The organism is Desulfogranum aggregans (assembly GCF_055398265.1).
Window position 1 is genome coordinate 527,743 of the sequence record NZ_AP042447.1, and the last position, 15,187, is coordinate 542,929.

The following is a 15,187-nucleotide window of genomic DNA, read 5'->3' on the forward strand; positions in this document are numbered from 1 at the left end:
AGTGTCGAATGATATGCTCTCTTTGTATTTAAAAAATTTCGGTGGGTTGTGGGTTGTGATATCTTCTCTGCAGTTGATGATGGCAGTTGCACGGCGCAAGGGAGCGATAGGACTGCTGGTACTTGGCATGGTCCTCTTCGCTGATGGTGGCCGCTGCTTCGGGCAGGTGACGGTTACTGCTGCTCAGGAAGAAATGAAGATCGCAGGGGGCAAACAGACGTCAATGGCTTACGCCCAGGACCGCCAACCCAACTTGCCTCCAGCTCATGAACACGGGTCCAAGCTTGTTGCGGCCGCCTTTGTTGCTGACTTTCCTCGCGTTGATACCGATCAGTCGGAGCATTTCTTTCTCATTAGCGGACTGATACTGGTCATCGTCCTGCTGGTCATTTTGACCGTCATTGCCTACCGCCAGAAAAATATTATTACCACTACCAGTAAAGAGCTCCAAAAAGCCGAGGCCAGGTATCGCCTACTGTTTAAACAGTCCCCCATATCCTTGTGGGAGGAGGACCTGTCGGCAGTTAAAAGCTATCTCGATGACCTCGCTGCCGAGGGGGTCACAGACTTTGGTCTCTATTTTGATCGCCATCCCCGGGCGCTGCGCACCTGCGCGGAAAATATCAGGGTAACTGATGTCAATGATCGTACGCTAGAGCTCTATGAGGTCAAACACAAGCAAGATCTCTCCTCAATCTGGGAAATTCTCCCCCAGGGATCGGAATGGATCATACGCGATGAAATACTTGCATTCCTGAAGCATGGTTCTTTTGAAATTACCATTGAAAACCGTACGATCTCGGGCAGAGACCTGACCTTGGAGCTGCGCGCTGTCATAGCAGAGGGGTATGAAGAGACATGGGAAAAGGTGTATGCCTCTGTCGTTGATATTACCGAACAGACGCAGCTGAAACAGGAGAAAAAAGCGTATGAAAAGCAGATGCAGCAGTCGCAAAAATTAGAAGCCATTGGCAGTCTTGCCGGCGGCATAGCCCATGATTTTAATAATATCCTTTCTCCTATCATGGGCAGGGCAGAATTAATGCTCATGGAGGCCGGGGACAATAGCGCCTTGCGTGAGCATTGTCAGACCATATTGGATGCATCCAAAAGGGCGCGTGACCTTATTAAACAGATCTTGACCTTTAGTCGGGAAGTGGATCAGGAAATTAAGCCTGTCTCTTTGCGCAAAGTGGTGGAGGAGGTTATACACCTTGTCCGTCCCACTCTGCCGACCACTATTACGTTGCAGAAGCATTTCAAGGCAAAACTGCCGTACGTGATGGCAGATGTCACCCAGCTTCACCAGGTGGTAATCAATCTTGTGACCAATGCTTTTCATGCCATGGAAAACACGGGTGGAACCCTGTCGCTCAGTCTCAGGGAACAGACCATCGGCGTAAACAATACTGGCGATGGGACCCTGACGCCCGGGAGATACCTGACCCTGGATGTTGCCGATACCGGGCATGGAATTGATGCGACAACCATCAGTAAGATATTTGATCCCTATTTTACCACCAAGGCCAGACATAAGGGAACCGGGCTTGGCTTATCGGTGGTGCATGGGATATTGCGCGGCTATGGAGGTGGTATCAGAGTGTTGAGCGAGGTTGGGGTTGGGACCACCTTCCAGGTGTTGTTGCCGATTATTGAGTTTGCAGACGGTGAAGAAGTACGGCAACAGCGAACCGGTCCTTTGCCACGGGGAAATGAGCATATACTGCTGGTTGATGATGAAAAATCCGTGGCTGAAGTGACGAAGAGCATGCTGGAAAAACTCGGCTATCAGGTTACGGTGAGGGTGAGCAGCCTCGAAGCCCTGGAGGCGTTTCGTAACCTGAACCGGCAATTCGACATGGTAGTGACCGACTTGACCATGCCCCGGATGACAGGGCTTGAACTGTTTGGGGAGATTCGGCAGCTACGGGCAGATATTCCTGTTATCGTAACCACCGGGTTCAGTGAACAGCTCGATAGTGCAAAATCAACGGCAGTTGGCGTCGATGGTTACCTGAACAAACCAGTGCTTATTGAAGACCTGGCCTACACTGTACGCCTAGCGCTTGACCGGCACGAGCAGGGAGCCTCTGCCGAATAATTCGCGACGTAGTGTGGTCGAGTCTATCGCGTGCCTGCCGGCGACCGGTCAGGGTGAGCAAACCGGTGGGTGACGCATCCAATGAAGAGGATTCTGCAGAGCCAGGTGATGCTTGCATTTCCCCATCGAATATGCTTTGTAGGGAAAAGAGGTCGGGCCGCCGCTTAAGACAGCATATAAATACATTGGGATGAGTTGAAGGGAGAGAACGATGTCAAGCGTACTCAATTTACTGATGGTGTTTTTCCTGCTGTGCGCCAGCGGATATGCTGCCGAATTGGAATTGGGCGCGCCCCTGACCCTGACTAAAATCACCAAGGTCTCGATGATCAATGCTCATCCGGAAAAGTATGTGGGCAAGCGGGTAGTCATTGAAGGGCTCGTGATTAGTGTCTGCACCAAGCAGGGATGCTGGATGGATATTGCCAGTGACGTACCTTTTGATAAAATTCAGGTCAAAGTTGTTGACGGCGAGATTGTTTTCCCCATGGAAGCAAAAGGCCGGATGGCAAAGGTGGAAGGTGTGGTCGAGGAAATGAAACTCTCCCAGGAGCAGGCCATTGCCTTTTCCCGTCAACTCGCTGAAGAACAGGGACAACCCTTTGACCCCGCGACCATCACCGGGCCTATGACCTATTACCGGGTGCGGGGGCTCGGTGCCGTGATTGAATAAATATGGGGTGGCGGAGAGGGGCGTTATATCTTCCAACGGGATGTTGGTACCTGTGTATCGGCCTTACCTTGATGTATGCTGCAAGTGGGGGAGCCGTCAGCCATTACTGTCCACGTTTTCAATCCCAGTTATACCGACCGCAGCCAGGGTAACTCTTCTGCGCATTTGGGCAAAGAGACATGCCATGGGCATCTTCCTGGTCGGTGGGAGCACAGTACTGGAAGAGGCGAGCCGCAGTCCGTTTTGTTGGCGTTCAACCTCCTTCATTTTACCAGATCTACGGTGCCTGGGTCTGGATTGCTGACGCGCATGCCCTGGCGGTTGCCGTGTAGGCTTTCAGCGGCCTGCTGATGCTTCGGGGGAGATCCCCTTTTTGATACCTTCTCCTCAACCGGCATAGCTTTTTTCCCCTGGGGTTTCTTCTGCTTATACTGTAACCGGCCACGGTCTTTTCCCGCCCTTTGTCAAAATAACCACCGCGACTTTTTTTCAGTTTAATCCAAAGAACCTGAAAAGGTCACGTTGAGGAAATATATCGAACAGGTAACGGGCATGTTGCGTTTCATGTTTGATTGTACATTAGCGAGTACACAATGAGTAAAAAAAAGGTCATTGTCATTGGCGGCGGTGCTTCCGGGTTGATGGCAGCTGGTATCGCGGCCGCAGGTGGCGCAGAGGTGCTGTTGCTGGAGAAGATGAAGTCGCCGGCAAGAAAACTGCGTATCACCGGTAAGGGACGCTGTAATATCACCAATACAGCGTCACTCCCTGATTTTCTTCATCATTTCGGTCCGTCCGGTCGTTTTCTTCGCCAGGCTTTTCACCGGTTTTTTGTCCGGGACCTCATTGGTTTTTTTGAGGCCAGGGGGGTGCAACTCAACCAGGAAAGGGGAGGGCGGATTTTTCCGGCCACAGCTGATGCTCCTGCGGTCGCTCAACTGCTAATCGATTGGGTGAAGTCGGTGGGGGTGACAGTGCAGACGGGTGCAGCGGTAGAAAAATTACTGATCGACGACAGTGGCATAAGCGGCGTACTCTGCAACCGGAAGGAAATACCAGCTCACGCAGTAATTCTCGCCACAGGCGGGGCAAGTTATCCGCGCACCGGATCCTCCGGTGATGGGTACCGATTGGCTGAAGAGGCGGGACACACTCTGGTTGCGATTCGGCCCGCGCTGGTTCCCCTGCGTACCGCAGAGACATGGTTTGACCAGCTGGATGGTCTGCTGCTGAAAAACGTCAATGCGCGCTTGTTTATCAATGGAAAACGAAAGACTCAGGCCTTTGGTGAGGTGGGGTTTATCCGCAGTGGACTGAGCGGACCGGTGATTCTTACCCTGAGTGGCATGGTTGTCGATGCCCTGCGGGCTGGCCAGCAGGTAAGCATCAGCCTAGACCTGAAGCCGGCCCTTGATGAGAAAAAGCTTGAGGCTCGCCTCTTGCGCGACCTGCAACAGCGCGCCCATGACCCCATGGAAAGCTTTTTGCGCGGCTTGATGCCTCATCAGTTGGTTGCTGTCTGCCTGGACAACATCGGGGTTGACTCCACGATGGCGGCAGGGCAGCTTCGGGCTGGAGCGCGAAAAAAACTGCGGCAATGGCTGAAGAATTTTCGCTGTACAATTACCGGTTACGGGTCAATGGACGAGGCTATCATCACGGCTGGCGGTATCCGGACAACAGAGGTGGACCCGCGGACAATGGAGTCCAGGAAGGTTGCAGGCCTGTATATTGTAGGGGAAGTACTGGATATACAGGCGGATACCGGTGGATACAACCTCCAGGCCGCATTCAGCACCGGATGGATAGCCGGGAAGGCGGCAGCTGTATGACCTGGACCGCAGGCATTGTTCATGAGCAATGCAGGAACAGTTTGGCAGCAGCAATGGTGGGCCGTATAATCCGCCAATATGCCGCTGCCAGTGGTGCACTGTACCGTGTCGGTGCTGACACAGGTGGGTGCGCCCCCATTACCGTCGTCGCTGTTGAAGAAAATAGAGGAAGTAGCCGTTAACCTTGCCAATCAGGTTGAGTGTTTCCTTGTACTGCGGTGGACGGTTGTTGGTGATCGAATTCTCCCCGGCATTCCAAGCCGCAACCACCAGGTCAAGCTTTCCCTGAAAAACATGGTTGTACTTGCTGATCAGGTAACAGGTGAGCAGGATATTTACCGCCGGACTGTATAGATCCTGAGGACGAAGGTTGAGCAGTCTTCGCCTGGAGACATATCGAAATTGCATGTTTTTTGCAGCCAGCTCGGATGCAGCCCGCTTCCCCGTTGGAAAGGTGATTTGACACAGCCCCTTGGCATCCTTGTGAGAGGTTGCCTGCGGATTGCCGTTGGATTCCGCCAGCATGAGGGCGCGGATAAAGTTGGCATTGACCTTGTGATTCGGGCGAAAATAGGCAAAAGAACTGAAATATTTGATCAGGTGGTCATAACGGGCGATGCTGGTGGCCTGCTGCTGGGAAACAGAAATGTTGCGATGTTTCTTCACGTAGGCTGTAAGTGATGCTGTCGCAGGGCCTGCGCTCAGTACAATGGCGAGTATTATCGCCAGCGAGCGGATAGGGTAAGCGGAAAAAGTGTGGGTCATATATCCTGCAGCCGAAAATGGTCGTCGTTTTCCTGGAAATAGGTTGCCAGTGCCTCAAACAGGTACCATCCATCCAGGCTGCCAACTGTTTCACGGATGGAATGCATGGCCAGGGAAGGCACGCCGATATCGATGGTAGGCACGCCAACGGCAGCAGCTGTCAGGGGACCAATAGTCGAGCCGCATGCCATGTCGTTGCGCATGACAAACTCCTGCACAGGTATATCCGCCCTGGCGCACAGGGATTTGAACAGTGCTCCGGTAACACTGTTGGTTGCATAGCGTTGATTGGCATTCTTTTTGATTACCGGACCCTGGTTCAGTGTGGGAAGATGGTTGGGTTCGGACTTGGCCGGGTAATTGGGATGTACGGCATGCGCATTGTCGACTGAAATGAAGAATGATCGGCTGACCACCCGGTTTCGGTCCGAAGGATCCGGGTAGAGTCGCTCCAGCACTGATTGGAGAAAGGTTCCCTGCGCACCGGTGGTTGAAACCGAACCGGTTTCTTCGTGGTCATTGAGGACAATGAGCATATCGTGGCAAGATTCCTGTCTAGTTGCTGCGGCAATCAGTGTGTAACAAGAGAGGAGATTGTCCAGGCGAGCTCCGGTAAGGAGCTCGTTGTGAAATCCGACCCTTGCCGGCGGCTGAGCATCGTAGAAAAAAAGATCATAATCGAGGATGGCTACAGGTGCGGCGCCCTGGTGCTGGCGGCGGAGCTGTTCCATGAGCAGTTCATGAAAATCGGGATGGGTGCTGTCGTGGGCCAGGAGTGCTATGGGGACGAGATCCGTTTGTCGGTTTATGGAACGGTTCTCGTTTGCTTCTCTGTCCAGGTGAATTGCAAGGCTGGGAATGACCGCTACCGGATGACGAAAATCAATGAGCCCGGATTGCAGGGAGCCCTGCTCCTGTTGCCAGGTAACCCGACCGGCAAGGGAGAGATCTCTGTCGAACCATGGATTGAGGAGTGCCCCGCCGTACACTTCAACCCCAATCTGCACATAGGAGTGATTCACACTGAGCGGGATCGGTTTCACTTTGAGGCATGGGCTGTCCGTATGCGCACCGGCCATGCGTAGCGCTTGGTGGGGATGCGGTGACTGGGTCAGGTTGAAAGCGATCAGGCTTGAACGGTTTCTGGTTACATAATAAGCCCCCGGTGGCAGCTGCTGCCAGTCTGCGTGTTCTTCGAGACGCTGGAACCCATGCAGGGAAAGCATCTTCTCGCTTGTTTGTACCGCATGGAAAGGGGTGGGGGCATTGTGAATATAGTCGAAAAGTCCATGTACAAATTCAGTAGATTCCATTGGCTACACAGGTGGAGGTCAAGGGGGGGAGACAGTCCCGGTCATCGTTGGTCGTTGGTACTGGAACCAGGCAATGGCGAAGAAAAAAGATGATTGGTATCGATTGGTCAAACCACCATTGAAAAACGTGAAGAGGAGTTCGCGTCGGTCCCCTCGGTATTGACCGTATTGCCGGCAGGTTGAACGTGTTCAGCGGTCATCTCGATGGTTGTCCCTGGCAGGTCTTCTGCTTGTTCCTGTTGCTGGATTTCCTGGCGCGCCAACGCCTCTTTGCTGGTCGCTGCCGCTGCTATCCGTCTATCTGCTGCTGAAGGGGAAGCAGGGGCCAGCGCCGCTTTTCTGACAATCTGCATCTTTTGAATAGTAGCCTCCGGCGTCGGTTCTTTGCTGAGATCAATAGGCACTTCACCGCCGACAGCGTACCGCTTTCCATCCGGCCCTTGCTGGTAGGTGTAGCTGGCGCCGCCGGCTGCATAGGCGCCCGCACTGGCAAGATGCGCCTGTTCATGGGCACGTACTTCGCGGTCTCGCTGTTCGAGTTGTTCAACCATCCGTACTTCTTCGGCATCCAGCGATGAGGCCTGCGCTGGGGGCTCGTGATCAGCTCTGAAGGGCGAAGACTGCTCTGCGTGGCCCGTTGCAGAACGCTCCCTGGAACGTTCCGATCCTTCCTGCGAGAGGCTTACGCGGTCACCAAGAGATGCACCGCTCGTACCCAGAGGACCGCTTACTTCCGCTGTGCTCGAAGCACGGGAAACCGGGCGAGCTGGCTGGGCATGTAGCTTAGCCTGCGCGTCAGTGCCGTTGGTGACCGAGAGAAAAAGAGAGGTGGTTGTTGCGCTCTGTACAGATTCCATCATTTTGTTAAACGTGTTACTGTTTTAAAAGAAATATACGGTAAATCGCTGGAGATGTACAAGCTGAAAAGCAGCGTTTTGGTGGAAAACCAGTCTCCCTACATGCACACAGAAGAAAAAAATACAGAAACAGAACAGCCCATGCGCTCTATCGGTATGGAAACGCCTGAGCCTATCACCAATCCTTTGCCCCTCAATCAAGGATATCCATGCTGACGAGACAACGCCATTTTTTACTGCTTGAGCCCTATTATGGTGGCTCGCATCAACGTTTTTTGACTCAACTCCAGGCGCATCTTCCCGCCAAGTTCATGCTTCTCCACCTGCCGGCAAGAAAGTGGAAAATGCGCATGCAGCTCGCTGCCCCCTGGATGGCGGAACGGATTATCGCGCTAGTTAACGACGGTCACCATTTTGACGCCATCTTCACTTCAAGTTTTATCGACGTGGCTGTTGTACGATCAATGCTTGCCCAGGCAGGAATACACTTGCCAATCGGTGTCTATTTTCATGAGAACCAATTTGCCTATCCCTCCAGGCCCGGAGATACGGCAAGGTATCAGTTTACGGCAATTAATTTTACCTCTGCGCTCTGTGCAGATAGAGTTGCCTTTAACAGTGAATACAACCGATCGACCTTCCTGGCCGGAGTGCAGCGCTATCTGAAAAAGGCAGCTGATATCTCTCTCGATTATCTCTGTGACGGATTGGAGAAAAAAACCACTGTCCTCTGGCCTGGAATGGATTTTAGTTCACTGGATGCTGCGGGCTTGACAGAAAAAGCTGCCGGCCCGGTAATCGTCTGGAATCACCGATGGGAGCATGACAAGAATCCGGTTGCTTTTTTTGATGCCCTTTCCATCTTATCTGAGCAAGGCATTGACTTCCAGCTCATTGTCCTGGGAGAATCTTTTCGAAAGTCTTCTGAAATTTTCACCCGCGCGCAAGTTCAGCTCAAGCCACACATCCTTCATTTTGGCTATGCACCGGATCGGGCTGACTACCACCGATTGCTTCATCAGGGCAGTATTGCTGTCTCAACGGCGCTTCACGAGTTTTTCGGTATGGCTGTCCTTGAGGCTGTAAGGGCAGGGTGTATTCCGCTGGTGCCTGATCGTCTTGCCTACAGGGAGATTTTTCCTTCTGCATTTCGTTATCGGCGCGATCAATTCCTCGACCAGCTCCTGGCACTTATCAACAGGAATGAACGCCTGTCGCCGGACCAGGCACATTCGCTGACCGCCCCCTATTCCTGGGAGGTTATGGCTCCTGCATTTGATCAATGGCTTGAAGAGCTTGCCATGAGTTCCAGTGCGCTGAGCACCGGCATGTTGAGGAAGAAAGAGATATTGAGCAGATGAAAGAGAAAGGAGTAGACTGGTGGTCCGGAACGAATCATCAGGTGATAGCAGAAAATCATCAAGGTGCATAAGGCGCCACCAGCAACGTAAATTTTTGAATACAATGAGAGAAAAACAGGGAGCACTGTGAGGGCAAACGCTGTCGTTACATAGGCCAGGGTCCACAGGAGCAGAAGGTGATGGAGTCGCTTTTCGGAAAACAACACTGCCAGAGTACATCGACTGACGCTTTGATAATCACTTCTATGCATCAACAACACCATCAGGTAATGGGGAATCTGCCAGAGGTAAAATAAAACGGCAATACCGGTAATACGTGGGTCGATTGGGTCACCGCCTGCAGCGCACCATCCGATAACCGGGGGGAGGGCGCCTGCCAACCCTCCGATGAGCAGGGAGAGGGTGGTCTGCTGTTTTAGCGGTGTGTACAGGCCGTTGTAGATGACAACGCCCACAATGCCGAGCCAGGTCGGCAGCAGTGAACCGGCACCGCTTGTTGCAAGTAAAACCAGCGCAACGCACCCAAGCACAAGAGCGCAGAGAAGCGCTGCTCGTGTTGAGAGGGAACCGATAACCAGAGGACGTCTGCTTGTCCGGACATACATGCCATCGGTTTGCCTTTCCTGAACACTGTTTAATGCCGCCGCTGCGGCGGCTAATAAGTACATCCCCAGGATGAGGGACAAGAGACGGAGGTCAAGACTGCGGCTGTACAGGATGTAACCGAAACCTGCAGACAAGGCGATAGGAAGACAGAGCAGCCACTTAATCAGGTGCATCCACGGTCCAAGCCTGGTCTGTATGCCCTTGGCCGCTGCAAGGTGTCTAATAATCTTCCTCTTCAAGCCATTGCTCATATTCCTCCCTAGGTACGACTTTGAGCTTGGCTACCATCTGTGAATGGTCGATCCCGCAGTACTCGGTACAGAGGATGTCGTATTCTCCGGGATCTTTTGTTCGAAACCAGACATAGGTTGGAAAGTTCTTTACTGCATCCGCCTTGACCCGGAAAGCGGGGATATAGAAACTGTGCAGTACATCCAGGGATTCGATATTGATCTGGATCGGTGAATGCGCCGGTACAACCAGCTCGTTTTCTGTTTCCTTGTCGTTTTCATAGATGAATATCCACGAGAACATTTGCCCGAGGGTGTCCACCTGGACGGTTCCTGAGGGAACATTGCGCAGCCCGGTATATGACTGCCAACCTACCCAGAACATGGAGAGGGCAATAACAGTGGGGATGAAGGTCCAGAGAAATTCCAGCTTCCAGTTGCCCCGTATGTCCGCTGGATTGGGGTGACGACTCCGTCGGTACCGTATGACGAAATAGATCATCACGGCTGTAATGCCGACCAGAAAAAAAGCTGATATAACGAATATATACCAGAATGCTCGATCAACGCCTAATACTGGATCCATTCTTTATCCTTTCCTTGTGGTGATTACCGGAATGCCACGTCCCAGAAGGTGAAAGTGATCATTATTGCGAGAAAAAAAATCGTTCCCAGAAAGGAGACGGTTATGGCCTTGCCCTCGTACTTGAGGTGCATGAAGAACAGCAGCACAAAGCTGACTTTGGTCGAGGCTATGATCAGGGCGATGGGAACATTGAAAACGCCTAAATCGATATAGCTAACCGCGACAGTGAGAACGGTAAGCACCAACAGCGTGAGCAGGACCAAGGCCAGGGTTGAGTACTTCATCAGGTGTTGAGGTGCATCTTTTTGCATGGCAGCTCCTAAATCGTTACAGAACCAGGTAAAACAGGGGAAAGACAAAAATCCAGATCAGGTCAACCAGGTGCCAGTACAACCCCGAGTTCTCCAGCATGGAAAAACGGTGAGCATGAATTTTTCCTCTGGCAACCAGGAAGAAGCTGAGCGCCAGCAGGCACATGCCGATGATCACATGCAGTCCGTGCAGCCCGGTAATAACGTAATAGAGTCCAAAAAAAATATTCTGCCCCGGAGGTCCGCTGACCAGCGTATCGGAATTAGGGTAGATGTCATGGTGGAACTTGTATCCCCATTCGAAGTACTTGTTGACCAGGAAGACAATGCCACAGCCAAATGAAAAAGCGAGCAGCCCCATGGAGAGTTTTTTACTCTGCAGGCGAATGGCGGTGATGGAAGCTGCTACCGTAAAACTGGACACCAGCAGGATGATGGTATTGGCTGCACCAATGACCCGGTCGAGTTGCTTGCCCCCGGCAACGAAATCTTCGGGATACATATGAAAATAAACGGCATACAGCACAAACAGCCCTCCGAAGAGAATGATCTCTGTATAGAGGAAGAGCCACATGCCTATGCGTATCCCTGTAAGGTCACTCTTTTTTTCCATGTATTGTCCTCTGTGAGAGAAACGAGTACCTCTCAACCTCGGTTCTTGTTCCTGCTTTATCTACCTGCCTGCCTGGTAGCAAGGATGTCGGAGAAATCGTAGGGGTAGTCGTGTATCACGGGCTCTGAAACAAAATTATGTACTGGTGGGGGAGAGGGAACACTCCACTCCAGAGTGCAGCCGCCCCATGGGTTGGCAGTGGCTGGTTCCCGTTTTCTCAAACTCATAAACAGATTAATGAGCATAAGCATGATTCCAGCAAAGAGCAGGAGGCCGCCGATGGCCGCAAGGGTATTCCCCTGGGAGAACTGCGGCAGATAATCGTAGTACCTGCGAGGCATGCCCTGCATGCCGAGAATCAGCATGGGGACATAGTGAAACATGAAGCCGACAGTTGCCAGGGTCGCAGCTATATAGGCTCGTCGGAAATCGTACATTATGCCGAACATTTTGGGCCACCAGTGATGAAGAGCGGCAAAAAAGGCAAAACCGGTCCCACCGAACATGGTGAAATGGAAATGAGCGACCACAAAGTGGGTGTCATGGACATGGATATCTGTGCCCGCTGCCCCCAGGACCAGGCCGGTGAGACCGCCAACAGAAAAAAGATATATAAAGACAAGGGCATACAATAGCGGGGGGGTCATCTCTATCGATGCTTTGTAGAGTGTCGACACCCAGGAAAAAACCTTGATCGCTGTGGGGATGGCGACCAGAAAAGTGAGCAGGGAAAAGACAAAGACCGCGGTATCGCTCATGCCGCTGGTATACATATGATGCGCCCAGACCAGAGAGCCGGCAACTGCAATTCCCAGGGAAGAGAACACCATCGCCTTGTACCCGAAAATGGCTTTACGAGAAAAAGTGGCAATGACTTCTGAAATAACGCCCATGCCGGGCAGGATCATCACATATACTGCGGGATGCGAGTACATCCAGAACAGGTGTTGATACAGGAGCGGGTCACCGCCTTTGTCCGGGTCAAACAGGCCAATGTTAAACGCCCGTTCAAAAATGATCAGCAGTAGGGTGATAGAGATGACCGGAGTGGCTAAAAGCTGTACCCAGGCGGTTGCGTAGAGCGACCAGGTAAAGAGTGGAATCTGCATCCATCCCATGGAGGGCATGCGCATCCGGTGGACGGTGGTGATGAAGTTGAGGCCGGTGAGCATGGAAGACATACCCAGAATAAATGCCGCAAACACGGTCAGCGGGACATTGTGGTTTGTTCCGATGCTGAATGGAACGTAGAAGGTCCATCCCGTGTCCGGGAAACCGCCGGCGGTGAACAGGGAGATGATCGCCAGCAGGCCGCCGATCATGTACAGGTACCAGGACAGGAGGTTCAGGCGGGGAAAGAACACATCGTCCGTTCCGAGTTGAATGGGAAGGAAAAAATTGCCGAATATTGCGGGAATACCGGGAATAACAAACAGGAATATCATGATCACCCCATGCAGGGTGAAGGCGGAGTTATACACCCCGGCGGACATAATGGTCCTGCCTATGCTCATCAGCTCAATGCGAATCAGGAAGCCGATGGTCAGGGCAATAATAAACCAGAAAAGAACCGCCCACAGATACATCAGCCCCAGCCGTTTATGGTCATGAGTCAGCAACCAGGACTTAATACCGGTAAGGCCTGGCGGTGAGGACACGTGAAAAAAGGATTGTGTATCTGATGACATGGCAATACCTATACTTCAGGGTTAGCGTTTTCTGCGAAGAAAGAAAAATACGAAGTAGATCCCGCCTGCGGCGAGCAGGGTTATGGTTCCCAGTTTGAGGTAGGTGAAGACCGTCTGGTTTTGGCTAGGGCTGTAATTGAAACAGAAGGAGAGAAAACGGCGGATGGATGTGGCCGGTGTGCCTTTTTCCGCCTCAGCAATAGCCAGGTCCACGTCTCCGGGGATAAAAGAACCGTAGATGTATTTGATTATTTTTCCGTCACTCCCCAAGGCCACCATGGCCGATGGGTGAATGAAAATTTGGTCGCTTTGTTTTTTAAAGCTATAGCCGATGGCATTGGTCACCTGGAGGATATTTGCCTGGTCGCCGGTTAGAAATTTCCAGCCGTCGTCCGGAAAATCGTCGCCGAGAAGCGCTGTATAATTGGGCTTGACTGCTGCTGCGACTTCCGGGGTCTCCATCGCATTGAAGCTGAGGGAGATCACCCGGAAGGATCCGCTTGGATGGGTCGTCTTGGCGATGGCGTCAGCCAGGTTGGCCAGGTCAAAGGAGCAGGCTCGGGGACAGAAATAGTATACCGGCAGCAGCAGGGTAGGTCGGTCGATAATTTCCTGGAGGGAGACCGTCTTTCCGTGTTCATCCTTGAAGGTTGCTTCCAGAGGAATGAACTGTCCGGTCTTTTCTTCCACCCATTCACTGTCATTCACTTCCTGCTGGAGGGCCATGATCTTTGCGTGGTCATCACCGTGGCCCTGGTGGTCGGCATGGCCGTCACTCTCTCCTGCCATCATCTGCCCGTGATCGTGGTGCTCCATGGTCATCTCCTCTGCCGAGAGCGTGCCGGCAAACAGCAGGAGACAGCAGGCAGCGGTTACAGCCATCAAGCAGACAGCAACCGGGTGCCGGTATAGAACGGTTGGCAACCCCTCCGGTACTCTTCGATGGCCAGAGGGGCTTGATTCAGTGGAAAAAAATATAGGGCGCAATCGCATTACTTGACGCTACCGTTGCTGAGGTTGACTGTCAATGTTTCGTGGGCACTATGCTTCATGCGGGTGGAGTCTCTGTCCGGCCCGTAAGCAAGCAACACGACCGTGTCGCCATTTGGGTCGATGGTGCCGTCAAATTCATCACCGGAGTTGAGGGGAATGGTGAACTCCAACACGGTCTGTTTGCCCTGCTCGGTTCCACCGACCACCGTGACATTGTCTGCACCGCCTCTTTTCGTATCTTGCGCATGCCTGGCGGCTGCGACGCCGTATTCATCAAAAACGGAGACCTTGCCGTTTTTAACATAGCCGACAATAAAGTTGGCATCCTTCATCTGGTTGCTCGGATTAAACCCGATACCAACCCACCCTGTGGTTGGAGCAGCTATCTTAACAGCCAGTGTCTCCCCCTCCAGCGACCAGTCAAACGTCATTTTTCCGGCAGTCAGGGAATGTTGATAGTCATTGGCATGAACAGTAGCCAAGGTCAGGAGACTGCAGAGGAAAAAAGCAGAAAGGGTGAAGAAAACAGATGGTCGGTTGTGTACAAACATGTAATTCTCCTTTGTAATAAAAATCTAGGGGTTACCCGCCATACACCATTTCTCCACCGGAAAATCCAAGGCCGGTGGCGCAGGCAAGGCAGAGCGCATAGATAATGAATAAGTTTTTGTTGCTGGCAGTCCCCAAATTCATTTTGATGGAAATAGCCAGCAATACGGTTAGAACAACGGCAAGAACCATTTTAATGATAATCAGGGGCTGCATGATACCACCGTAAAAATATTGCCAGTCCAGCACACCCGCGACGATGGTTGGAAAAATAAAGATCAGGGCCAGGATGGAGGAGTGCAGAGCGGTTTTTCGCAGGTCCTGTTTTTTGAAATACCAGGCAACTATGCCAAAGAAAAAACACCCCATGACCATGCCCATGGGGATATGGGTCAGTGCAGGATGAAGAGGATGGGTAAAACCAACACTTTCCAACAGGCCGTAAATGGATGCAATCATAAGCTACCTCATGGGTTGTGAAGAGAACAGTTGTTATTTCCTGTAGGTACGTGTAATGAACACAGTCAGCGTCTGCCGGCAGATCGCCCTATTCACTGCAACGCAGTATGCTGTACAGAGCAGGCTAAACCTCAAAGATAGACTGATAACAATAGCATATCTGTTTAATAGAACACAATAAGCTATTTTGATCTGAGGGCAATGGGCAGTACTTTATTTCCCTACTGGCGACCAGCTCTGCGGGTAAAAA

16 protein-coding genes are annotated in these 15,187 nt (G+C 52.1%); 4 read left to right on the plus strand and 12 right to left on the minus strand.

Features of this window, described 5'->3' with window-relative positions; genetic code table 11:
* Positions 1 to 55: 55 nt before the first annotated feature.
* Together ACZ52Z_RS02480 and ACZ52Z_RS02485 are read left to right on the plus strand one after the other, a co-directional pair.
* Complete coding sequence (locus ACZ52Z_RS02480; RefSeq protein ID WP_464269180.1) at positions 56 to 2,101, plus strand: hybrid sensor histidine kinase/response regulator; 2,046 nt, start codon at positions 56 to 58, stop codon at positions 2,099 to 2,101.
* Positions 2,102 to 2,312: 211 nt separating this feature from the next.
* Complete coding sequence (locus ACZ52Z_RS02485; protein WP_464269181.1) at positions 2,313 to 2,774, plus strand: DUF4920 domain-containing protein; 462 nt, start codon at positions 2,313 to 2,315, stop codon at positions 2,772 to 2,774.
* Between the two features lie 96 nt (positions 2,775 to 2,870).
* On the opposite strand, the gene ACZ52Z_RS02490 is transcribed toward ACZ52Z_RS02485, so the two are convergent.
* The gene (locus ACZ52Z_RS02490; protein ID WP_464269182.1) at positions 2,871 to 3,041 is read right to left on the minus strand and encodes a hypothetical protein; all 171 of its coding nucleotides are present in this window, start codon (positions 3,039 to 3,041) and stop codon (positions 2,871 to 2,873) included.
* A 326-nt stretch (positions 3,042 to 3,367) separates the two neighbouring features.
* Here ACZ52Z_RS02490 and ACZ52Z_RS02495 point away from each other — a divergent pair, with 326 nt between their 5' ends.
* The gene (locus ACZ52Z_RS02495; RefSeq protein ID WP_464269183.1) at positions 3,368 to 4,606 is read left to right on the plus strand and encodes a BaiN/RdsA family NAD(P)/FAD-dependent oxidoreductase; all 1,239 of its coding nucleotides are present in this window, start codon (positions 3,368 to 3,370) and stop codon (positions 4,604 to 4,606) included.
* A 138-nt stretch (positions 4,607 to 4,744) separates the two neighbouring features.
* Here ACZ52Z_RS02495 and ACZ52Z_RS02500 read toward each other — a convergent pair whose 3' ends face one another.
* The 3 genes from ACZ52Z_RS02500 to ACZ52Z_RS02510 form a co-directional block, all read right to left on the minus strand.
* Entirely contained in the window at positions 4,745 to 5,371 is a 627-nt protein-coding gene (locus tag ACZ52Z_RS02500; RefSeq protein ID WP_464269184.1) for a lytic transglycosylase domain-containing protein, read from the minus strand.
* Positions 5,368 to 6,684 (minus strand): M18 family aminopeptidase, encoded by a 1,317-nt coding sequence (locus tag ACZ52Z_RS02505; RefSeq protein WP_464269185.1) that lies wholly within the window; start codon positions 6,682 to 6,684, stop codon positions 5,368 to 5,370. The genes ACZ52Z_RS02500 and ACZ52Z_RS02505 overlap by 4 nt, the downstream gene beginning before the upstream one ends.
* 107 nt (positions 6,685 to 6,791) lie before the next feature.
* Positions 6,792 to 7,544 (minus strand): putative metalloprotease CJM1_0395 family protein, encoded by a 753-nt coding sequence (locus ACZ52Z_RS02510; protein ID WP_464269186.1) that lies wholly within the window; start codon positions 7,542 to 7,544, stop codon positions 6,792 to 6,794.
* 206 nt (positions 7,545 to 7,750) lie between these two features.
* Between ACZ52Z_RS02510 and ACZ52Z_RS02515 the strand changes: the two genes are divergently transcribed.
* Positions 7,751 to 8,902, plus strand: a complete 1,152-nt coding sequence (locus ACZ52Z_RS02515; RefSeq protein WP_464269187.1) for a tRNA-queuosine alpha-mannosyltransferase domain-containing protein — start codon at positions 7,751 to 7,753, stop codon at positions 8,900 to 8,902.
* Here ACZ52Z_RS02515 and ACZ52Z_RS02520 read toward each other — a convergent pair.
* From ACZ52Z_RS02520 to ACZ52Z_RS02555, 8 genes are all read right to left on the minus strand, one after another.
* Positions 8,821 to 9,759 (minus strand): UbiA family prenyltransferase, encoded by a 939-nt coding sequence (locus tag ACZ52Z_RS02520; RefSeq protein WP_464269188.1) that lies wholly within the window; start codon positions 9,757 to 9,759, stop codon positions 8,821 to 8,823. The two genes, ACZ52Z_RS02515 and ACZ52Z_RS02520, sit on opposite strands and share 82 nt — an antisense overlap.
* Positions 9,728 to 10,324: a cytochrome c oxidase subunit II gene (coxB, locus tag ACZ52Z_RS02525; RefSeq protein ID WP_464269189.1), complete on the minus strand. Its 597-nt coding sequence runs from the start codon at positions 10,322 to 10,324 to the stop codon at positions 9,728 to 9,730. Before coxB ends, ACZ52Z_RS02520 begins: the two co-directional genes overlap by 32 nt.
* A gap of 23 nt (positions 10,325 to 10,347) precedes the next feature.
* Complete coding sequence (locus ACZ52Z_RS02530; RefSeq protein WP_464269190.1) at positions 10,348 to 10,635, minus strand: cytochrome C oxidase subunit IV family protein; 288 nt, start codon at positions 10,633 to 10,635, stop codon at positions 10,348 to 10,350.
* Positions 10,636 to 10,651: 16 nt separating this feature from the next.
* A complete protein-coding gene (locus ACZ52Z_RS02535) occupies positions 10,652 to 11,248 on the minus strand; it encodes a cytochrome c oxidase subunit 3 family protein (protein WP_464269191.1) in 597 nt (198 codons plus the stop codon).
* Positions 11,249 to 11,304: 56 nt separating this feature from the next.
* On the minus strand, positions 11,305 to 12,936 hold the full coding sequence (locus ACZ52Z_RS02540) for a cytochrome c oxidase subunit I (RefSeq protein WP_464269192.1): 1,632 nt from the start codon (positions 12,934 to 12,936) through the stop codon (positions 11,305 to 11,307).
* Positions 12,937 to 12,957: 21 nt separating this feature from the next.
* Entirely contained in the window at positions 12,958 to 13,860 is a 903-nt protein-coding gene (locus ACZ52Z_RS02545) for an SCO family protein (RefSeq protein WP_464269193.1), read from the minus strand.
* A 68-nt stretch (positions 13,861 to 13,928) separates the two neighbouring features.
* On the minus strand, positions 13,929 to 14,480 hold the full coding sequence (locus ACZ52Z_RS02550) for a DOMON domain-containing protein (RefSeq protein WP_464269194.1): 552 nt from the start codon (positions 14,478 to 14,480) through the stop codon (positions 13,929 to 13,931).
* Positions 14,481 to 14,511: 31 nt separating this feature from the next.
* A complete protein-coding gene (locus ACZ52Z_RS02555) occupies positions 14,512 to 14,937 on the minus strand; it encodes a DUF2231 domain-containing protein (RefSeq protein ID WP_464269195.1) in 426 nt (141 codons plus the stop codon).
* Between the last annotated feature and the right edge of the window lie 250 nt (positions 14,938 to 15,187).